The 20,548-nt window shown below is 44.2% G+C and carries 18 protein-coding genes; 9 read left to right on the top strand and 9 right to left on the bottom strand.

Annotated elements, in window-relative coordinates; translation table 11 throughout:
• Nucleotides 1-628: 628 nt before the first annotated feature.
• The 3 genes from ACO1R6_RS12010 to ACO1R6_RS12000 all read right to left on the bottom strand — a co-directional run bounded on the left by ACO1R6_RS12010 (nucleotide 629) and on the right by ACO1R6_RS12000 (nucleotide 4,285).
• Nucleotides 629-1,960, bottom strand: a complete 1,332-nt coding sequence (locus ACO1R6_RS12010) for a PQQ-dependent sugar dehydrogenase (RefSeq protein WP_486265044.1) — start codon at nucleotides 1,958-1,960, stop codon at nucleotides 629-631.
• A gap of 139 nt (nucleotides 1,961-2,099) precedes the next feature.
• Entirely contained in the window at nucleotides 2,100-2,978 is an 879-nt protein-coding gene (gene cysM, locus ACO1R6_RS12005) for a cysteine synthase CysM (RefSeq protein WP_486265042.1), read from the bottom strand.
• A gap of 332 nt (nucleotides 2,979-3,310) precedes the next feature.
• Entirely contained in the window at nucleotides 3,311-4,285 is a 975-nt protein-coding gene (locus tag ACO1R6_RS12000) for a YheT family hydrolase (protein ID WP_486265040.1), read from the bottom strand.
• A gap of 421 nt (nucleotides 4,286-4,706) precedes the next feature.
• On the opposite strand from ACO1R6_RS12000, the gene rpsT reads away from it, so the two are divergent.
• Nucleotides 4,707-4,973, top strand: coding sequence for a 30S ribosomal protein S20 (rpsT, locus tag ACO1R6_RS11995; protein WP_486265038.1), 267 nt, complete (start codon nucleotides 4,707-4,709; stop codon nucleotides 4,971-4,973).
• Between the two features lie 489 nt (nucleotides 4,974-5,462).
• Here the strand turns inward: rpsT and pyk are convergent, their stop codons facing one another.
• Nucleotides 5,463-6,893, bottom strand: a complete 1,431-nt coding sequence (pyk, locus tag ACO1R6_RS11990; protein WP_486265037.1) for a pyruvate kinase — start codon at nucleotides 6,891-6,893, stop codon at nucleotides 5,463-5,465.
• Nucleotides 6,894-6,899: 6 nt separating this feature from the next.
• Nucleotides 6,900-7,328, bottom strand: a complete 429-nt coding sequence (locus tag ACO1R6_RS11985) for an IPExxxVDY family protein (protein WP_486265036.1) — start codon at nucleotides 7,326-7,328, stop codon at nucleotides 6,900-6,902.
• A gap of 186 nt (nucleotides 7,329-7,514) precedes the next feature.
• Between ACO1R6_RS11985 and ACO1R6_RS11980 the strand changes: the two genes are divergently transcribed.
• The 6 genes from ACO1R6_RS11980 (at nucleotide 7,515) to ACO1R6_RS11955 (ending at nucleotide 14,045) form a co-directional block, all read left to right on the top strand.
• Nucleotides 7,515-7,751 carry an acyl carrier protein gene (locus ACO1R6_RS11980; protein WP_026462992.1) on the top strand — a complete coding sequence of 79 codons (237 nt, stop codon included), beginning with the start codon at nucleotides 7,515-7,517 and terminating at the stop codon, nucleotides 7,749-7,751.
• Nucleotides 7,752-7,814: 63 nt separating this feature from the next.
• Entirely contained in the window at nucleotides 7,815-9,068 is a 1,254-nt protein-coding gene (fabF, locus tag ACO1R6_RS11975; RefSeq protein ID WP_486265035.1) for a beta-ketoacyl-ACP synthase II, read from the top strand.
• 18 nt (nucleotides 9,069-9,086) lie between these two features.
• A complete protein-coding gene (gene rnc / locus ACO1R6_RS11970) occupies nucleotides 9,087-9,806 on the top strand; it encodes a ribonuclease III (RefSeq protein ID WP_486265046.1) in 720 nt (239 codons plus the stop codon).
• A 352-nt stretch (nucleotides 9,807-10,158) separates the two neighbouring features.
• The gene (gene nadE / locus ACO1R6_RS11965) at nucleotides 10,159-12,030 is read left to right on the top strand and encodes an NAD(+) synthase (RefSeq protein ID WP_486265033.1); all 1,872 of its coding nucleotides are present in this window, start codon (nucleotides 10,159-10,161) and stop codon (nucleotides 12,028-12,030) included.
• A gap of 202 nt (nucleotides 12,031-12,232) precedes the next feature.
• On the top strand, nucleotides 12,233-13,147 hold the full coding sequence (gene lgt, locus ACO1R6_RS11960) for a prolipoprotein diacylglyceryl transferase (RefSeq protein WP_486265031.1): 915 nt from the start codon (nucleotides 12,233-12,235) through the stop codon (nucleotides 13,145-13,147).
• Between the two features lie 94 nt (nucleotides 13,148-13,241).
• Nucleotides 13,242-14,045: a membrane or secreted protein gene (locus ACO1R6_RS11955; RefSeq protein ID WP_486265029.1), complete on the top strand. Its 804-nt coding sequence runs from the start codon at nucleotides 13,242-13,244 to the stop codon at nucleotides 14,043-14,045.
• 164 nt (nucleotides 14,046-14,209) lie between these two features.
• Here ACO1R6_RS11955 and ACO1R6_RS11950 read toward each other — a convergent pair whose 3' ends face one another.
• Both ACO1R6_RS11950 and yidD read right to left on the bottom strand, forming a co-directional pair.
• A complete protein-coding gene (locus ACO1R6_RS11950) occupies nucleotides 14,210-15,067 on the bottom strand; it encodes an SdiA-regulated/phytase-like domain-containing protein (RefSeq protein WP_486265027.1) in 858 nt (285 codons plus the stop codon).
• Between the two features lie 118 nt (nucleotides 15,068-15,185).
• Nucleotides 15,186-15,407 carry a membrane protein insertion efficiency factor YidD gene (yidD, locus tag ACO1R6_RS11945; protein ID WP_486265026.1) on the bottom strand — a complete coding sequence of 74 codons (222 nt, stop codon included), beginning with the start codon at nucleotides 15,405-15,407 and terminating at the stop codon, nucleotides 15,186-15,188.
• Nucleotides 15,408-15,491: 84 nt separating this feature from the next.
• Between yidD and ACO1R6_RS11940 the strand changes: the two genes are divergently transcribed.
• Nucleotides 15,492-16,301, top strand: coding sequence for a PorV/PorQ family protein (locus tag ACO1R6_RS11940; RefSeq protein WP_486265024.1), 810 nt, complete (start codon nucleotides 15,492-15,494; stop codon nucleotides 16,299-16,301).
• Nucleotides 16,302-16,306: 5 nt separating this feature from the next.
• Complete coding sequence (locus ACO1R6_RS11935) at nucleotides 16,307-18,400, top strand: hypothetical protein (RefSeq protein WP_486265023.1); 2,094 nt, start codon at nucleotides 16,307-16,309, stop codon at nucleotides 18,398-18,400.
• Nucleotides 18,401-18,482: 82 nt separating this feature from the next.
• Here ACO1R6_RS11935 and ACO1R6_RS11930 read toward each other — a convergent pair whose 3' ends face one another.
• Both ACO1R6_RS11930 and ACO1R6_RS11925 read right to left on the bottom strand, forming a co-directional pair.
• Nucleotides 18,483-19,136: an ankyrin repeat domain-containing protein gene (locus ACO1R6_RS11930; protein WP_486265021.1), complete on the bottom strand. Its 654-nt coding sequence runs from the start codon at nucleotides 19,134-19,136 to the stop codon at nucleotides 18,483-18,485.
• Between the two features lie 132 nt (nucleotides 19,137-19,268).
• On the bottom strand, nucleotides 19,269-20,498 hold the full coding sequence (locus ACO1R6_RS11925) for a glutathionylspermidine synthase family protein (RefSeq protein ID WP_486265020.1): 1,230 nt from the start codon (nucleotides 20,496-20,498) through the stop codon (nucleotides 19,269-19,271).
• Nucleotides 20,499-20,548 lie beyond the last annotated feature (50 nt).

Raw genomic sequence — 20,548 nt, 5'->3', positions numbered from 1 at the left:
GCCGGTATGGCGGTTGTTCACCAACTCGAAGTCGGAGATATTATCCAGTCGGTTAAACTAATTAATTAAGAAAAATAAAGTTAGATAAACCTGGCTAAATAATGTGTACACTTCTAATAAGAAGGCAAAAATTTGCGCAATTAGCTTATGCTTTGCTGCCTTACCATTAGCAACCAGACACCCAAGCTGATTATTTTTACCAAATCGTATAAACGTCCTTTCATAGGAATAAAATAAGTCATTCTGGAAGGAACTATTGAGTAGAAAAGAAAGTAGGTAACTCCCACTTTACTGGTTGCTACCTGTAAGACAGGCTAAACAATAGTTCTTTTCAATAGGACCGATAGGGCGTGATAGGTATGGTATTTATTTGTTACTAGTTGGTATAGGGCGAACCAATTCAAAATATTAACCGCCGCTATTAACGAATATTCCGGCACGCTCTGGTAGTATCGCACGACGAATATTTTTTTAGAAAGTATTGATGTGGAGCGTGCGATTTATGTTAGCTAGTCATCGCTATCAACAAAATCACCCCACCCGTTAAAACGAGTGGAGTGTTTAGCCTGATTTTTTAAAATATTGGAGGTGGCAATTGTTTTCACTTTTACAATCGCATAACTTTAAATTATCTGGTACTTATCCGCCAAATGGTATTACTGGCATCATCGGCTACCAGCATAGCACCGTCGGGCAAAACCGTTACGCCAACCGGACGGCCATATACTTCGTTTTTACCATTATCCGCAACAAATCCGGTTAAAAAATCTTCGTAAGAACCGGCGGGTTTGCCGTTCCGGAAAGGCACAAACACAACTTTGTAACCCACCAACTCCGAGCGGTTCCAGGAGCCGTGCTGCCCAATAAAAGCCCCGTTCCGGTATTTTTCGGGGAAGGCTTGCTTATCGTAAAAAGCTAAACCCAAAGAGGCCGTGTGGGCACCCAACGACACATCGGGCACAATGGTCTTTTTAACTAAATCGGGTTGTTGCCCTTGCATCCGGGGATCTTCGTTAGGGCCGAAGTAAGCATAAGGCCAACCGTAAAAACCGCCGGGCTGCACACTGGTTACATAATCCGGTACCAGGTCGTCGCCGAGTTTATCGCGCTCGTTTACGGCTGTCCAGAGGGTTTTAGTGCCGGGAGCCCACCCCATACCTACCGGATTGCGCAAGCCACTGGCATAAATGCGTTCCCCGGAACCATCGGGGTTAATTTCTAAAATATTGGCCCTTCTTTTTTCGTGTTCCATGCCGTTCTCGCCCACGTTACTGCCGGAGCCCACCGAAATGTAAATTTTAGACCCATCGGCGCTGGAGATTAAATTGCGGGTCCAGTGGTTGTTGTAGCCGCCAGCCGGCAATTCTAATATTTTTTCGCCGGCGGCGGTTATCTTGGTTTGGCCGGCTTTATAGGGGTAGCGCCACAAGCCATCGGTGTTGGCTACGTAAAACATATCGTTTAACACCAGCATACCAAAAGGCTGATGGAGATTGCTTAAAAACACCTCCTGCATTTCGGGTTGGCCATCTTTGTTTGCATCGCGGAACAAAGTAATGCGGTTCGCGCTGTTGCCCAGATTTTGCGAACCGGCTTTACCAGTTACCTGGGCAGCCACTTTTTCTTTTATTTTTGGTTCGGTACTCGATTCGGCTACCAGTATATCGCCGTTGGGCGCTACGTAAATCCAGCGCGGATTCCGCAAATTATCGGCAAATTTGGTCACTTTAAAACCGGCAGGAGCTACCGGTGTTTTTCCGTCGGGCCAACCAATTACCTTGCTAAATACCTGGGCATCGTGGGTTGTATCGGGCGGTGGTAAAGAGCGGGTGTTATTTCCGGAGGTAGCCTCGGTAGTAGTGGCGGTAGTATTAGTTTGTTTTTTGCTTTCGGAATTACAGCCCATGATCAGGCTGGCGCCCAGTACGCCGGCTATAAACGTAGCATTCAGTTTGTTCATAATTAGTTAGGTAAATAAGCTTGTGCAATAAGTTATTTAACCTATTCTGGCTTTAATTGTTTCACCAGCCTATTTACCTAACTTTTACAAAATTATTCGGTTTACGCCCAATTAGCGTACCCATGCGGGTAATATTTTACTAAAATAAGTTAGACGACAAATACCGGTCGCCGCGGTCGCAAATAATACAAACCACAACCCCCGAGTCAATTTTCTGGCTCAATTTTAAAGCTGCGGCTACGGCGCCTCCGCTGCTCATACCGGCAAATACGCCTTCTTCGCTGGCCAGGCGGCGGGTCATGGCGGTAGCTTCCTGCTGCGTAACATCAATTATTTGGTCTACCCGCTCCCGCTCAAATATTTTAGGCAAATACGCTTCGGGCCACCGCCGGATGCCTGGTATCTGCGATCCTTCTACGGGTTGCACACCTACAATTTGCACCGCCGGATTTTGTTCTTTTAAATACCGCGAAACGCCCATAATGGTACCGGTAGTTCCCATAGATGATACAAAGTGCGTTACTTGGCCAGAAGTATCGCGCCAAATTTCGGGACCGGTGCTGGTATAATGGGCCTGGTGGTTATCGGGGTTGCCAAACTGGTTCAGCATCAGGTAGCCGCCGTTGGCCACTTGCGCCAGGGTGTAATCAATGGCTTCTTCCATCGAACCTTTTTCTGAGGTTAATATTACCTTGGCACCAAACGCTTCCATGGTTTTTACCCGTTCTATCGTAGAATTCTCGGGCATAACCAGTTCAATCTCTACGTTAAACAAGCGGGCAATCATGGCCAAAGCAATACCGGTGTTGCCGCTGGTTGCTTCAATTAATTTCATACCCGGTTTTAGTTCGCCGCGGTCCAAGGCACCCTTTATCATACCGTAGGCAGCGCGGTCTTTTACACTGCCGCCGGGATTATTTCCTTCTAACTTGGCGAGTAATTTTACGCCTGGTTTTGTTGCTATGTGGTTTAGCTCCACCAACGGGGTGTTGCCGATAAAATCTAATAATGTTGCCACGTTTATTTCTATTTACAATCTATTTAATGGTACTTACCTTATCAACGAAACACTTTTAAACTATTAAAGGTTAAATAATTAACCAATAGGCAAATTAAGTTTCCGTTGGAGCTCCTTTTCTTTATACCTACTTCATAACAAAAAACATATAAAGCTTTTAATCTAAACCGTTTTCTGTCTCCTTTGATTGGCAGACCTGAGCATTTACGTTTATTGGCAAAATACCGCGCAAATGAACAAACTTTTATTTTATTTAAAAAGATTTGTTACGGTAGTTCTTCGTTCGCTGCGCTACACGCCGTAAATTATACAGTTCCGTTTTTACAAGTGATTTATTTTGGGAGGAAATCCGAGATGAATTCGGTTGCTCTTTTTTCGGAATAATACGTGTTTTGCCAGAAATTTTCGGTGAAGCCAACGTGGCCACCCTTGCGCGGCATTTCTAAATATAAGTTAGGATTTTGTCGGGCCTCGGGTACCGGAAAACACTCCGGCGATAAAAAAGGATCGTTTAGGGCATTTACAAGTAAAGTAGGAATTTGTATGGCTGTTAAATATTGCCGCGAACTGCAGCGCTCGTAATACTCGTCGGCATCTTTAAACCCATGAATAGGCGCTGTAAACCGGTTGTCGAACTGCGGAAACGTACGCAGCTTTTCGTAGCCAGTAAGCGTTATGCCTTCAGGGAAAAGTGGCAGCTTATCGGTCATTTTCTGACGCAGAGTCTTTAAAAACCGGCGCATGTACACGCGGTTTTCTAATTTTGCCATTTGCCGCGAAGCCGTTTTAATGTGGCATGGCACCGAAAATACAGCCGCTGCTTTTACAGCGCTGGGTACCTGCTCAGGTTGCTGACCCAAATAATTAAGAGTAATATTGCCGCCCATGCTAAAACCCACCAAATAAATGGCCGCATAATGGTATTTAGCTAAAGCATAATTTACCACGGTATGTAAATCGTCGGTAGCCCCCATGTGGTAAGAACGTAACAACTTATTCGGTTCGCCGCTGCAACTCCGGAAGTTCCAGGCCAGGGCATCTAAACCAATCTGGTGCATCGCTTTTACCATGCCGCGTACATAAGGGCGGTCGGCACTACCTTCTAACCCATGCGATATAATAACTAAACCATTGCGGCCCTGGCGTGCCCAATCCAAATCTAAAAAGTCCTGATCGGGGGTGGTAATCCGTTCTCGGGTATAGGTTACTTCTTTCAGCTCCCGGAATAAACTGGGCACAATGGTTTGGATGTGGCGATTAAAAAAATAAAAAGGTCCGCCCCGGTAAGCAGAAGAAACAACAGGCATAAAGCAAGTAAGATTGTGAGCAGATTTACAACTGTTTACAAATTTACTATTTAAACTCCCGTTTTACCACTATATTTTATTTGCGTACAGCAACTCTAAAAAATTACACAGAGCCAAATAAATAAATTTATTTAACAGTAAACAGCTAAACCAGCAAGTAAGCAGCTACTTATACAATGGCTTTAAATAAATTTTTATTAATACATCCGGAATAAAATGTTAGTTTTACGGCTGATATTCTGAACCAAATAATTTTAAATAATTGTTGCAGAGAAAATTAGCATTTAACACCTTTTAACCATTAGTTTAGGAATAAATAAAATATACTATTTAAATTCAGAAATTTTATTTGGAACAGAAAACAAAAAGGTATAAATTTGCACTCTCATTCAGAAAAAAAGTATTTAGATAATAAAAATTTATGGCTAATCATAAATCGGCATTAAAAAGAATTAGAGCCAACGATAAGAAGCGGGAATTAAACAGATACCAAGCTAAAACCACCCGTACATTTATCAAGAGATTAAAAGGTACTACCGATAAAGCGGAAGCACAAGAACTGTTTAAAACAGTATCTTCTATGTTGGATCGTTTAGCCAAGCGCAATATTATTCATAAAAACAAAGCGGCTAATAACAAATCTAAATTAGCAAAGCATATTAATACGCTGGCTGCTGCTGCCGCTTAATTGCCGGTAAAAGTTTAGCTTTGGTTTTTATTCCTTAAAAGAATTATCCTGTTTTTTTTAATATTACTAGCCTTACCTCGGTAAGGCTTTTTTATGTTTTACGGGCAAGAAATTCTTTATACCTGCTGCGGACCGGTATAACTTAGTACGAAGAAAAAAGTTAAACTGCGGCCCTTATCCTTTCTTTCAGTTTTTAATACACTATCTGCTTCCCGTTTAAGCGTAACGGAAGCTTGGTGCTTTAATGAGCCAGGTTTAGATTACCCGGATTGTTTTTATAGCTTCCAGAATATTCCTTACCATTAATAATGCTTCCAGTTACAAGCATGTAAATAGTGGGCGGAGATAACACCAGCTATGGCCCTTTAGCTGCTTTTTAACTATAGCTCCTAAACATATTTGGTGTTAATCTTATACCAATACCAAAGAGAAAGCCTGTAAAATTTACAGGCTTTCTCTTTGTACAAAATAAATATCTGTTTTGCCAGCTTATTTGCGGCTTAATTTAATGGTATTGGCACTGGTGCGGTCGGTGGCCGGCATACTGGTAATATTTACCACCACATTTCCTTCCAGTAAATGGCCATCCTGGGTTAATATCGACCGGAATTCGGCCAGTAAATTATCAGTAGAGCTTACTTCCCCGTCGTAAAGGTAGGTGCGTACGCCCCAAACCATGTTTAGTTGGTTTACCAGTCGTTGGTTATCCGTAAAAACAAAGATATGGGCTTTAGGCCGGTTTTTTGCTATGTGCATGGCCGTATAACCAGAACGGGTCATACACACTACAGCGGTTGCCTCAGTATCGCGGGCCAGCATACAAGCGTTCGCAATTATTGTTTTACTAAAAAATGAATCGGCGCCCGGAGTAGGTTTAACTATTTTGTTAAATACTTCACCATTAGCCTCAACCGAGGCAATGGTCCGGCTCATGCTCCGGATGGTTTCTAAAGGATAAGCGCCGGCGGCTGTTTCGGCACTCAGCATTACCGCATCGGCACCGTCGAAAACGGCATTGGCTACATCATTGGTTTCAGCACGGGTAGGCCGGGCGTTGGTAATCATACTCTCCATCATTTGGGTAGCAATAATTACGGGTTTACCGGCTCGGTTGCATTTTTCAACCATCATTTTTTGCAACATCGGCACATCTTCGGCTTTAATTTCTACGCCTAAATCGCCGCGGGCAACCATTATAGCATCGGTAGCAGCAATTATTTCGTCTATGTTCCGGATGGCTTCTGGTTTTTCTATTTTGGCAACTACTAATGTATTTTTGCCGCAATCTTTAATTATACGCTTAATATCGGCAATATCCTGGGCCCGCCGCACAAACGAAAGCGCTACCCACTCCACATCGTTATCTAAGCCAAAATGCAGGTCTTCTATGTCTTTTGCGGTAAGCGATGGCGCCGACACATCGGTGTCGGGTAGGTTTATGCCTTTCCGGGGTTTTACGGGACCGCCGTAAATAACCACTACTTCTACTTCTTTGTCTTTATCGGTTGCAATAACCCGCAGTTCTATTTTACCATCGTCTAGTAAAATGGCATCGCCTACGTTTACGTCTTTGGCTAATTCTGTGTAAATGGTAGACAGACGCGTGGCGGTACTTACCGAATTATCACAAACCAGTTTTAATTTATCGCCGGCTTTAATTTCAACCTGACCGTTCTCCACATCGCCCAGTCTTATTTTAGGACCTTGCAAATCCTGCATCAGGCATATTTTGGTGCCCAGTTCCTGGTTAAGCTGGCGTACGGTATTTATAACGTGCAGGTGATCCTGGTGCTTACCGTGCGAAAAATTAAGTCTGAATACATCTACGCCTTCTTTTATTAAAGCCGATAGCATTTCTGCATTATTACTGGCCGGCCCAACGGTGGCGATAATTTTAGTTTTATTAAATGTTACTTCCATAAATTATTAGAACATCAGGTTTTCCTTAAACCGTAAGGAATTGGGGTCAAATTTTTTTACGTACTGGACTAGGGGTATTAGTTTAAAACGGTTCAGGAGCTCTTGTTGATAAAAATCGCTGAAAGCACCGGTAATCTGAATTATATAATCATATTCCTTTATGTCCGGAATAAGAAAAGGTTTTTTCAGGGTGCTTAGGTCTACGGATTTATTCCGGAATAGTCGAAAAGAATTATGTTCGGTGGTATGCAGGTAATTAGATATCACGAGGCGTCCTTTTTGCAAAAAATCGTATTTCAGGTCTTGCTGTTTTACCAGCCGAAGGTTAAAGTACTTATTTAATGCCCATGCAAGTTTATACTCTTTACTGGAAGAAACCAAACCAAAGAGATCAAAATCATAATCGTAATCTACTTCCAGCTTAAATGTTTTCATAAATCGAACGAAAAGAAGGGTAAAAAGATACGGCATCTGGATGCGGAGCTAAAATTAACAAGCTTTATCTTATTGCCGGCCTTCCGGGGCAAAAACATTTATCCACAACTTATCTGAATAATTTTTTTTGACATTGTGTATTTAAATCTCTTAATTTGCACAGTATTTCAAAAAAATCTTAAGAAAATGTCAGAAATCGCAGAAAAAGTTAAAGCTATTATCATCGATAAATTAGGTGTTGAAGAATCAGAAGTTACCCCCGAGGCTAGCTTTACCAACGATTTAGGAGCCGATTCTTTGGATACCGTTGAGCTTATAATGGAATTCGAAAAAGAATTTAACGTCTCTATTCCGGATGATCAGGCTGAAAACATTGGCACTGTAGGGCAAGCCATCAGCTACCTGGAAGAGCACGCAAAGTAATTATTCCTATTAAATTTTTCTGTTCACGAGTTTTTCTCATTTATCCACCCTCTGTGCTAGCTTATGGAGCTTAAGAGAGTTGTAGTAACTGGCCTTGGCGCACTCACCCCGATTGGTAATACTGTTTCTGAATACTGGAATGGATTGATTAACGGTGTGAGTGGTGCCGCGCCTATTACCCGTTTTGATGCTAGTAAATTTAAGACCCAGTTCGCCTGCGAGGTCAAAGGATATAATGCCGAAGACTTTTTCGACCGGAAAGAGGCCCGCAAAATGGACCTTTTTTCGCAGTTTGCCATGATAACCGCCGATCAGGCCGTACAGGATGCCGGACTGCTGCAGGACGGATTAAATCCGGATCGGATTGGCGTTATCTGGGGTTCTGGTATCGGGGGGTTACGCACGTTTCAGGAAGAATGCGTGGCTTTTGCCAACGGCGGCGGCAATCCCCGCTTTAATCCCTTCTTCATTCCTAAAATGATTGCCGATATTAGTGCCGGCCATATTTCTATTAAATACGGTTTCCGTGGTCCTAATTTTGTTACCGTATCGGCCTGTGCTTCGGCAACTAATGCTTTAATTGATTCTTTTAACTATATCCGGTTGGATATGGCCGATGTAATTGTGTCGGGTGGTTCTGAAGCAGCCGTAACCGAAGCCGGTATTGGCGGTTTTAATGCCTTAAAAGCTTTATCGGAACGCAACGATTCGCCGGAAACAGCCTCACGCCCCTTCGATAAAGACCGCGATGGCTTTGTGTTGGGAGAAGGTTCAGCAGCCATAATTCTGGAAGAATACGAACACGCCAAAGCCAGAGGAGCAAAAATTTACGCTGAAATTATTGGTGGCGGCATGAGTGCCGATGCTTACCACATTACTGCACCGCACCCCGAAGGTTTAGGAGCATTGAATGTAATGAAAAATGTACTCCGCGATGCCCGGATTAACCCCGAAGCAGTAGATTACATAAATGTACACGGCACATCTACCCCACTCGGCGATTTAAGCGAAGCCAAAGCGATACAAGAAGTTTTTGGCGAGCACGCTTATAAGCTTAACATTAGTTCTACCAAATCCATGACCGGCCACTTACTGGGTGCCGCTGGTGCTATTGAGTCGGTGGCGGCTATTCTGGCCATTCAAAACAACATGGCCCCTCCTACCATTAACCACTTTACCGACGACGATAGCTTTGACCCGAAACTTAACTTTACGTTTAATAAAGCCCAGGCTCGTGAAATAAATGTAGCTTTAAGCAATACTTTTGGGTTTGGCGGGCATAACACATCGGTCATCTTCCGGCGGGTGCAGGAGTAGCCGGGCTAATTTATCTTGGTGTTTACCCTATTTAATAAATATCTCCATAAAGACCGGGCCTTTGTTAAGGCTATCACCAACGTAACCGACATTACTCCCGATAATGTTTACCTGTATACGCTTGCCCTTACCCATACCTCTTTTGTAAAAAACAACAACACGGGCAAACAAGAAACCAACGAACGCCTTGAGTTTTTAGGCGATTCTATTTTGGGTGCGGTAGTGGCAGAGTTTTTATTTAAAAAATTCCCTTACAAAGACGAAGGTTTCCTGACCGAAATCCGCTCCCGGATAGTTAACCGCGAGTCATTAAACAATATTGCCGTTCGGATTGGGCTAAACACGCTGGTTAAAATTGACCAGAATAACCAAAATACCCGGTATAAATCTATCAACGGCAATGCCTTGGAAGCCTTGGTAGGCGCTATTTATTTAGATAAAGGGTATAAAACAACCAAAAAGTTTATTCTGGATAAGCTCATTAAACCCCATTTTGATATACATACGTTGGTAAATACTACCGTTAATTTTAAAAGTAAGTTAATTGAGTGGGCCCAAAGTCATAATAAAAGTATCCGGTTCGAGATTGTTCAGCAAAAACAATCGGGCAGTACCACCGAATTTACCGCCGAAGTCACCCTCGATGAAAATCCCTTAGCCACTGGGGTAGGTTATTCTAAAAAGAAAGCGGAGCAAATGGCCGCCGAGAAAAGCCTGGCTATCTTAAAAATAGACTAGTCAATTCTTTTAAGCTTACTTAGCGGTTAAAATTCGGCTTAGACCTAATAGGTTCTAGAAATTATCAGGCAGCTTGAATTGGTATATTTAAGCAGTTTATGCTTATACTATTTCTGACCCGATGTATTTCTTTCCTGTTGCTTTTAACCGTACTTATTGCGCAAAAAGCAACCGCCCCAAATACCGTTTATCAGCAAACCCGCTTTTTAGATTCATTTAGTATTCAGCATGATTTAACTGTTGCGTATTACCGAATAAAATAATGGCTATGAAAGAAAATATATAGCCCTATTGTAATTATATTTAGTAAATCGTCTATAACTCCCGGGCTTGGTTCCCGTTATAATACGCTATGCGAAACTCGTTAAAATTGGGGGGCGCTGCCCTTAACCAAACTCCTCTCGACTGGGGAAATAACCTCCGGAACATTAAAACCGCCGTTACCGAAGCCCAAGCCCAAAAAGTTGATATTCTGTGCTTACCCGAACTATGCTTAACCGGCTACGGCTGCGAAGATTTATTTCTGAGCCCATGGTTGCCCGAAGTAGCTTTTGAAAAACTGTTGCAGGTGAAAGAATGGTGCAGCAATATAACCGTTTGCGTGGGCTTGCCCGTGCGGGTTTTTGGCCAGGTATTTAATACGGCCTGCGTTATCCGGAACAAAGAAATAATTGGTTTTACCGCCAAGCAATTTTTAGCCAACGATGGCGTCCATTATGAGCCCCGCTGGTTTTCGTCGTGGCCCGCAAACGAAATCCGGGAGTTTGAAAAATTTGGCCAAACCTACCAGATTGGCGATATTATTTACGAAGAGCAGGGTGTAAAATTTGCTTTTGAAATTTGCGAAGATGCCTGGCGACCCGACCCCGACCGGCCCGCTGGCCGGCACATGCAAAAAGGAGTGCAATTAATTATTAACCCCAGCGCCAGCCACTTTGCCATGAGCAAAACCGATGTGCGCTACCAATTGGTATTAAATGCCTCTAAACGGTTTAATTGCACTTATTTGTACGTAAACCTGCTGGGCAACGAAGCGGGCCGCATGATTTACGACGGCGAAATATTGATTGCCCAGAACGGCAACCTGGTTTTGCGCAATAATTTATTAAGCTTTAAAGCCGTTGATTTTGAAAATGCCGAAGTAAACTTTGCCGAACCCTTAGTTCCCGCCGAAAAACTAGTTTTATTGGGCCCTATCGACGAAAGCAAAGAATTAATTGCCGCCTTAAGCCTAGCTTTGTTCGATTATTTGCGCAAAAGTAAAAGCAAGGGTTTTGTTCTGTCTTTAAGCGGTGGCGCCGATTCATCGATGTGCGCGGTAGCCGTGGCCGAAATGATCCGCCGGGCTATCTGTGAAATTGGTCTAACAGAATTTACCTCCCGATTAGGTATTTTTTCGCCGGAAGAAATTAATACGCTGCAAAACTTATCTGAAGCCGAGCAGCAAAAACAGCTCTGCGGCCGCTTATTAATTTGTGCCTACCAGGCTTCGCGCAATTCATCCGAAGATACTTTTAACTCCGCCAAAGGCTTAGCCGATTCTTTAGGTGCCACTTTTTATAACTGGTTTATCGACGACGAAGTAGCTGGTTATACCGCTAAAATAGAAAACGCCATTGGCCGGAAATTAACCTGGGCTACCGACGATATAACTTTACAAAATATTCAGGCGCGGGTACGGGCTCCGGTTATCTGGATGCTGGCCAACCTCACAGGCTCTTTGCTTATTTCTACCTCTAACCGCAGTGAGGCAGCTGTGGGTTACGCTACCATGGACGGCGACACTGCCGGTAGTATTTCGCCGCTGGCCGGGGTAGACAAAGCTTTTTTACGGCAATGGCTGGTGTGGGCCCAAAAAGAATTAGGGTACGAAGGCTTACAATACGTGAATAACCTGCAGCCTACCGCCGAACTTCGCCCCGCCGAACAAGCACAAACCGACGAAAAAGATTTAATGCCTTACCCGTTGTTAAACCAAATTGAGCGATTGGCCTTTTACGAGCGGTTATCGCCGAAACAGGTTTTTGAGAAGCTACAAGGCACCGAACCCGATGACTTACTGAAGCTGCACATCCGGCGCTTTTATAGCCTCTGGACGCGCAACCAATGGAAACGCGAACGTTACGCCCCGTCTTTCCACCTCGACGATTACAACCTGGACCCCCGCAGTTGGTTACGGTTCCCAATCCTGAGCGGTGGCTTTGCCGAAGAACTCGACTTTTAGATTCTAACACGAAATAAATATTACGTTTAATAATCTTACCTAAATATCATTTTTAGCTTAAACGTTAAGCCCACATTAAGTTAAATTAACTTATATCAGAAGCCATAGCCCCTGCGTTAAAACTGCGGCTATGGCTTTATCTTTTCGGGTTTATTGCTTACTCCACACAAAATAGTATTTTTGAAGCTTATAAATATTACCTATGTCCATACTGAATTACATTACCTGGAATGTTTCCGATGAAATATTCCGTGTTACCTTACCCATTTTTGGCGAAGTTGCGCTGCGCTGGTACGGTTTGCTTTTTGCTTCGGGCTTTGTGTTGGGACAAATTATTTTAACCCGTATTTATAAAGCCGAAGGCATTAAAGAAAAATGGGTAGATGTAATTACGCTTTACATGATTGTGGGTACGGTGTTGGGCGCGCGGTTGGGCCACTGTTTATTTTACGAACCCGAGGTTTACCTCCGCGATCCCATCCGGATATTAAAAATATGGGAAGGTGGCTTGGCGAGTCATGGGGCAACAGTAGGTATTTTACTAGCCTTGTATTTATATAGCCGTAAGTTTAAGTTCGATTATTTGTGGGTATTAGACCGCATTGTAATTGTGGTAGCATTGGGCGGGGCCTTAATCCGGTTGGGCAACCTCATGAACTCCGAAATAATTGGCAAACCCACCAACTTGCCCTGGGCTTTTAAATTTGAACGCAACCACGAAATAATAAATGGGGTAGCCGCTTCGGTAATGCCCCGGCACCCGGCCCAGTTATACGAGGCTATTTCCAGTTTCCTGTTGTTTTTAGCATTGTATTTTCTGTGGCGGCGGCTTAAACGGGCTACGCCGCGGGGGCGCATTTTTGGTTTGTTTGTGGTTATTTTATTTACATTAAGGGTTTTGTACGAATTCCTGAAAGAAAACCAGGTAGATAAAGAAGATTATTTATTGGCTACAATTGGTTTAAATATTGGTCAGTTATTGAGTATACCGTTAATCATTATTGGCCTGATTGTGCTTATTCGCTCGTATACGCACCCGGTTATTCCGGTTATTGACCCGTACGATCCCGACGAAGTTCAGCAACCGCAAACCAAAGCCAAAACAAAAACCAGGTAATACGGCAGAACATTGTTTTAATGGATTTCTTTGGCTTATATAATCAATAACACTCATTGAGTAAATATTAAAGATAATCAAAAGGAGAACCACCATGAAAACAACTTTTTCTTACCTTAATCATCCGTACGGTTTAATTACGGTTATTCTTTTTCTTTCGCTGGCAGGTTTTACTTTAAAAAGCCCGCACCAGAATACGCATCAGCAAAAGCCAGCTATTACTAACCAAAACCTGAATGGCGCCTGGCGCTTAACCAAAACCACCGAAACCGGACGTACCGCACCTAATGTAGTTAAGATTGTGGCCGATGGTTATTTTACGGTAGCCGATTACAGCCGGGCCGATAAAAAGTTTATCAGTGCCCACGGTGGTACTTTTACCGTGGATAAAAACCGGTATACCGAAAAACTGGAATATAATACCGCCGACTCCAGCCAGGTGGGCAGTAGCCTGACGTACAACTTAAGCGCCAAAGGCAATAATTTAATTTTAACGGCCACCAAAAACGGCAAAGCCATTACCGAAACCTGGGAGCGCATTGATAATGGCACCGGCGAATTGGCCGGCGCCTGGCGCATTCGGGAACGCGAAACCCAACCTGGTCAGATGAGTGTGATGCAACGTGGGCCGCGTAAAACCATTAAGTGGCTATCCGGTACCCGGTTCCAGTGGGCCGCCATCAACACCGATACGAAACAATTTTTTGGTACCGGCGGCGGCACCATTACCTTAAAAGACGGCAAATACACCGAACACATTGAGTTTTTCTCGCGCGATGCCAGCCGGGTAGGCATGGACGTTACTTTTGATTACGAAGTTAAAAACGGCGATTGGCATCACCGCGGCCTTAGCACCGCCGGCGCTAAAATCTATGAGATCTGGGCCAGAGAAAAATAATTAAGAACTGCATTAAATTTAAAAAGTAAGTAAAACAGGGTTATTTTTAATTCCTGCTTTACTTACTTTTTTATTTACATCGTTAAGATATTCTGCTCTTGCGGTAATAATATTTATACAGGTAAGAACATCTGGTCAAAAATATTCCTGAACAAAACCATTATTTACAACGGATAACGGTACATAGTGCCCTGCTCATTTGTAAGTATTACCGTTTTATTATCGGTAAAAACAGCCGCTTCAGTTTGACCTACCTTGCCTAAATCCAATGTTTGCATTTTAGAACCGAAGAAGCTTTTCTCGCCTTCCGGCCGGAATAAATGGAGCTTGCCGGTGCTCAGTAAAAGTAAGGTTTTGCCGTCGGGGCTAATATCAGCCGCAGTTACCGGTGCATTTACCTCGTACGTGTCTATTATTTCAGCTTCGTACTCGCCGGGTTGGTCGGGCAGTTGGTACAGCTTGGCCTGCACCCCATCGCTGCGGTCCTTGGTAATTAAATATAAATGCGAACGAAACCAGAAAACAGCTTCGCAATCAAATTCAAAATGCTTTTTATCGGCGGTTCCGGCTTTCCGGTCGGCGTATTCAAACCTGATTTCTTCTACCTGATCGGGGAGCTCTGGTTTAAGCTTGTAAATTTTTAGCTTTTTACGTTTGTTGCTGTTGTTCCCGGTATCGGCAATGTAAATACAACCTTTATCATCCCGTGCCAAATCTTCCCAATCTACATTTTCAATCTGGTCGAAGGCAATCGTAGCCAGAAGCTTGCCTTCCTGATTTATTTTAAACAATTCAGGCGGATTATTGGCGTCATTGTGGGTGTAAAACGTACCGGGTTGGTCAGCGGCTTCAATGCCGGAACTCTCTTTGATTCCTTTGGGCAGCTCGGCAATTTTAGTGGCCGTGGCTGCCACAACCGGTGGCACAGAAACAGTATTTACCGGCAGATTATCCGCTACATACCCATAAAGGAGCAACGAAAAAAACAGTAGAATAACGGCTATTTTAAAAGATAAACGCATAAACCCCACGTCACGAAATCTTAACGTAACAAATATTTATTTTTTTGAATTAAGGTTTTAAAACGAAAATTAAAGCCAAGAAGTTAGCCCTCTGTTCCAGAAAAAGCTTTATGCCCGTTTACGGCACCGGATCGTAGCCACTGCCACCCCACGGATGGCACCGCCCAATGCGTTTTAAAGCTAACCAACCGCCTTTAAAAGGGCCAAACTTGGTTACAGCCTCAGCGGCATATTGCGAGCACGTAGGCACAAACCGACAACTAGCCGGCGTTAACGGCGAAATCAGGCGCTGGTAAATCCAGATAAAACCCAGTAATAAATATTTAATAATCTGGCGCATAGCTGTATCGGTTACCGTTTTAAAACGTAAATAGTTCCGGTAAATTGGCGAATTTAGACTTATTCCGGCAAAAAGAGCAACGACATGAAATATATCTTATGGACCTGTCTTTTTTCTGGAATTTACCTACTCCCGCTAACCTTACGTGCCCAATCGGTGGGAGCTCGCTCGGCTGGCTTAGGTGGCCTTGCTGCCACTTTGAGCGATGTTTGGGCCATCTCGAACAATGTAGCCGGAATAACCGCTTTAGAGAAACCCGCCTTAGGGGTGTTTGCCGAAAACCGGTTTAATTTAAAAGCTTTAAGTACCGTTACATTCCAAGGCGTTTACCCTTGGGCAAATAAAGGTTGGGCCGGCATAGAATTAAGCCGTTTTGGCGATAAATTATACAACGAACAAAAACTTGGTTTAGGCTACGCGCATAAAATCGGTCCGGTAAGCCTGGGCCTCAAAGCAACCGTACTGCAACTACACCTCGATGAGCTGGGGAGCAAACGCGTCATTGCTCTTTCTTTTGGGGGGCAGTCTGAAATAATTCCTTCTTTAATTTTTGGCGCCCACATTTACAATTTTAACCAAGCCCGTTTAGCAACCTTTGAAAATGAATATTTCCCTACTATTATGACCGCCGGGCTGGCATATAAACCAAGCAATAAGTTATTCCTGAGCCTGGAAACAGAAAAAGATTTAGAGCGGCCGGTCAATTTTAAAGGCGGGGTAGAATACAAAATTATTCCGCAACTAAGGTTGCGTACAGGTTTTTCCTCATTACGGCAAGCAGCTACGGCCGGCGTGGGTTTCGTTACAAAGCAATTCCAAATAGATTATGCTTTGGGTGGGCACTCGGTATTGGGTATCAGTAATTATTTGTCGGTGGGGTATACCTTAGAATAACGCCGATGGGTAAAAAGCTGCTGCTACTCCTCTTGTACAGTTCCGTAAGCCTGGTTACGCTGGCGCAGGAAGTACCCCGCCCGGTTTTAAATCTGGAAATATTTGTACAGGAACTGGTAGCCCAGCAGGAAGACGAATTAAACTACGAAGATATTTACGAAAATCTTTTGTTGTTCTACCAAAACCCTATTGACCTGAACAATACCAATCCCGAAGAGTTAACTTCGCTTTTATTGTTAACCCCTAGCCAAATCCAAAGTTTACTCCAGCACATTCGCGAAAATGGCAAACTAGTAAGCCTCTATGAACTGCAAAGTATTCCGGGTTTTGATTTAATAACCATCCATAAAATATTGCCCTTTGTAAACGTACCGGAAGCCGGCCTTTTAACTGACCGGCAAGCTTTGGGGCAACGCATCCGCAACAGTACCAATCATTATTTACTAACCCGTTACGAGCGGGTACTGCAAACCCGGCGGGGCTTTACCGCCCCCGACACCATTGGCAACCGGCTTACCTCGCGGTACATAGGCTCGCCGGATAAATTTTTACTGCGCTACCGCAACAGCCACTCCCGCGATTTTAGTTTTGGTTTAACCGTAGAGAAAGATGCGGGCGAAGCATTGGTTTGGCAACCTTCCTCCCACCGGTACGGCGCAGATTTTTATTCGGTGCATGCCTTAATTTATAACAAAGGGCGATTTAAAGCCTTGGCTTTGGGCGATTATCAACTTCAGTTTGGGCAAGGATTATTGCTTTCTTCCGGCTTTTCGGTAGGTAAAGGCAGCGAAACCATTACAACGGTGCGGCGCAGCAATGTAGGCATCCGGCCTTATTCGTCGGCGCTGGAAAGTGGCTTTTTTAGAGGCGCAGCGGCCACGTATGCGGTACATCCTAACCTAAACTTTACCGGATTTTTCTCCCGCAAAAAAGTAGATGCGGCTTTACAACCCGAAACCGATAGCTTATCGGACGTTGATTTTACTTTTTCCGGCATCCAGGTTTCCGGTTTGCACCGCACCCCTACCGAAATCCAGCATAAACACCAACTCACCGAATGGATTTACGGAACCAACTTAACTTTTACGAATAATTCCCGCAACTTTACCACGGGTTTTACTTTGCTCCAAACTCAGTACAACCAATTGCTGCAACCCCGCGACTTAAGCTATACAGCCTTTGATTTTAGGGGCCGGCAGAACCTGGCCTTTAGCCTTAATTATTCTTATAACTGGCAAAACTTAACCTTCTTTGGAGAATCAGCCCGCTCCTCGGGCGGTGGAATGGGCACGATAAATGGTTTGATTGCCAGTTTGTCTAAAGGAGTAGATTTGGCCATGGTTTACCGCAACTACGGCAAGCGTTTTAACAGTATGTACGGCAATGCTTTCGGCGAAAATACCCGTAACCGCAATGAGCAAGGCTGGTATACCGGTATTAAAATTAAGCCCAGTAACAAATGGGAAATTACGGCTTACTACGATTATTTCCGGTTTCCCTGGCTTAAATTCCGGGTAGATGCTCCTTCGCAAGGTCACGAATATTTAATTAGGGCCCTGTACAAACCCACTAAAACGGCTTTACTTTACACTCAGTTCCGGCAAGAAACAAAAGGACTAAACTACCGCGATGCCAACGCTGCTTTAAATTATGTTTTACCGGCAAACCGTCGCCAATATTTACTTTACCTCGATTTTTCGCCGGTTACAACTTTAAATTTGCGCTCACGGGTGCAGTTTAGTCAATATTTACACGCCCAAACCCAAAGCCATGGCTTTTACATTGGTCAGGAAATAATTACCACGCTAAAGAAAACAACCATTAGTGCCCGCTACGCCCTTTTTGATACCGATGATTTTAATACCCGGCAATATGTTACTGAACGCGATGTTTTATCGGCATTTTCGGTACCGGCTTTATACGGCATGGGTACGCGGGTATATTTGCTCTTACAAAGAAGCTTAAGTTCTAAGATAGATGCCTGGCTAAAGTTAGCTCATACCCAATACCGGCACCAGGAAACCATTGGCTCTGGTCTGGACGAAATAACGGGCTCGGCCCGTTCTGATATTCGATGCCAGGTGCGGTATAAATTTTAAAGAAGGTGTTGCCAGCGGCGGCTTAGTTAAATAAACGCCAAATTATATTTTATCAATTTTAAGTTTGTAGAAACTTAAAGTATTATAATGAAAACCATTTGGCAGCATCGTGTCCGGCCTTAATAGCTAACTCCATCGGCGTTAAGCCATCGGCAGTAGCGGCATTAATATCGGCCATGCGCTCCAGCAACAGCTTTATCAAATCTTCGTCGCCTTGATGGGCTGCCCCGTGCAGGGCTGTAAACCCGCCGGCCTGAACGGCATTTATATCAGCACCCTGATCTAACAGATAGGCGGCTAAGTCGGCGTTATGGGCTGCTACCGCGCTATGTAAAGGGCTAACCTGTAAAGCGTTTTGCGAAGAAATATTCACATCGGCCCCTTCTTGAATTAAGTAGCGTGCCACTTCCGGATAATTAAAAAAACAGGCTAACCCCAATGGCGTAAACCCATCTGATGCTACGGCATTCACCGCCGTTTGGTCTTCCTGCACCAGTTGTATTACCCTTTCCAGGTTACCGGTAGCCGCAGCTTCGTGCACGGTTAATTCCTGGTTTTTGGCTAGTAATATTTGTGTAATATCGGGTTTGTGGTGGTAAACCGATAAAAGCAGCAACGACTCACCACTGGCTCCTTTGGCTTCGTGCAACAGGTTGGGTTGGGCCTCCAGCATGGCTTTTACCTGGGCAATATCACCGGCTTTTATGGCATCAACTAAAATCGGGGCGTCTGACATAGTATAGAGCTTTTTATTTTAAAACTTCATACGCAACTACCCCGCTTTAGATATACCACTAGCCTTCCTTCCGCACAACTTATAAATATTTTCCGGAAAATTATTCAGCTAAAAACGTAGCAGGACCGGGTTCTACTCCAGTAAATGGGCTACAAACTGCGAAGTATTGGTAATAATACCGGGAGCCCGGCGATAGCCAATGGCGCAGCCTTCGCCGGCCCAGAAAACCCCGGTTTGGTATAAATTTCCGGCTTCGTCGCGGGGAAAATCGCACCATCGCTGGTAAACTTTAGGCTGACTGTTGTACTCCCCTTCGGTACGGTTTACAGCTTCGCCGGCGTTCATTTCTTCTACGTTTTGCCCTTCGCGGCCAAAAAAGGGTTTGCTAATATAATGCCCGGTTAACTTATTAAAAGAGGTTTCGAGCAACAACGGGTGATACGGATAATTCTGCCATAACAAAGCCAGCATACCTTTGCTCTGGAAAATTAAGGTGTACGCCGGATTGGCCACCACCAGGCTGCGGGTGCGCAATAAATTATCGAGGTCGTTTATTAGTTCCGGCTCTTCCCAGGCCAGTTGCTCCCACGGCAATAATTTGTATACAAACCAAAACCGTTGCCATTCCTCAGGGCCGGTTTGTGCCCAAACACCCCGGTCCGGACCAACTGCTGTAAAAGTAACCTCTTCTATGGAGCAAAGGTGGGTTTCAAAACCTGCTTCAGTGGCGGCTTGGGCCAATACTTCGCAATTGGTGTAGTCTTCGGCGCTTGCCCCAATATATGTTATTAATAAAGAAGGTTCCAGATCTTCGTTTAAGGTGCGCCACTGCGTAAATTGCCCCACCAACGCCTCGTATAAACCCGAAGCCTGGGCCGCATTGTTTTTACCCGCAGCGGCTAAACTGGCCCATTGTACTACTGCTGTCTCGGGAATACCGGTAGCAGTATCGGCGTTAAATTCAATTAATTTAGGTCCGTCTTTTGTCTGGGCCAGGTCGAAACGCCCGTACAGGTGCCAGTGCCGGTCGTCGTTCCAGGAGTGCCGTACCAAAGGCCACAAAACTTCAGGTATAGCCAACTTCCGTAAAAAATCATCGGCTAAATTGTCGGGCACAACTCCCATCATCATTTCATAAAGTTCGTCGGTAGCATTTAATAAACTATCGGCCTGGGCTTGCGGTAATACTACAGCTTCGCCGGGTAAATAATTTACGCATTCGTCTTCGAGTACCCAATTCCACCCTAAGCCATGTAAGGCCTGGGTAATATTACCGTTGTGCGGAATAAGTTTAACGGTATCTTTCCACCGGATAGACCACGGTTCTTTATCAGCAGAATTATCAGCAGAGTATATAGCCACTTTTGTAGAGATTCGTTTTTTGCTACGGAAGTTTATTAAGTTTTAAAAGG

This window comes from Adhaeribacter sp., from assembly GCF_057359045.1.
Note: the sequence above shows the minus strand (reverse complement) of the source record. Positions and strands in the feature narration are given on the sequence as shown.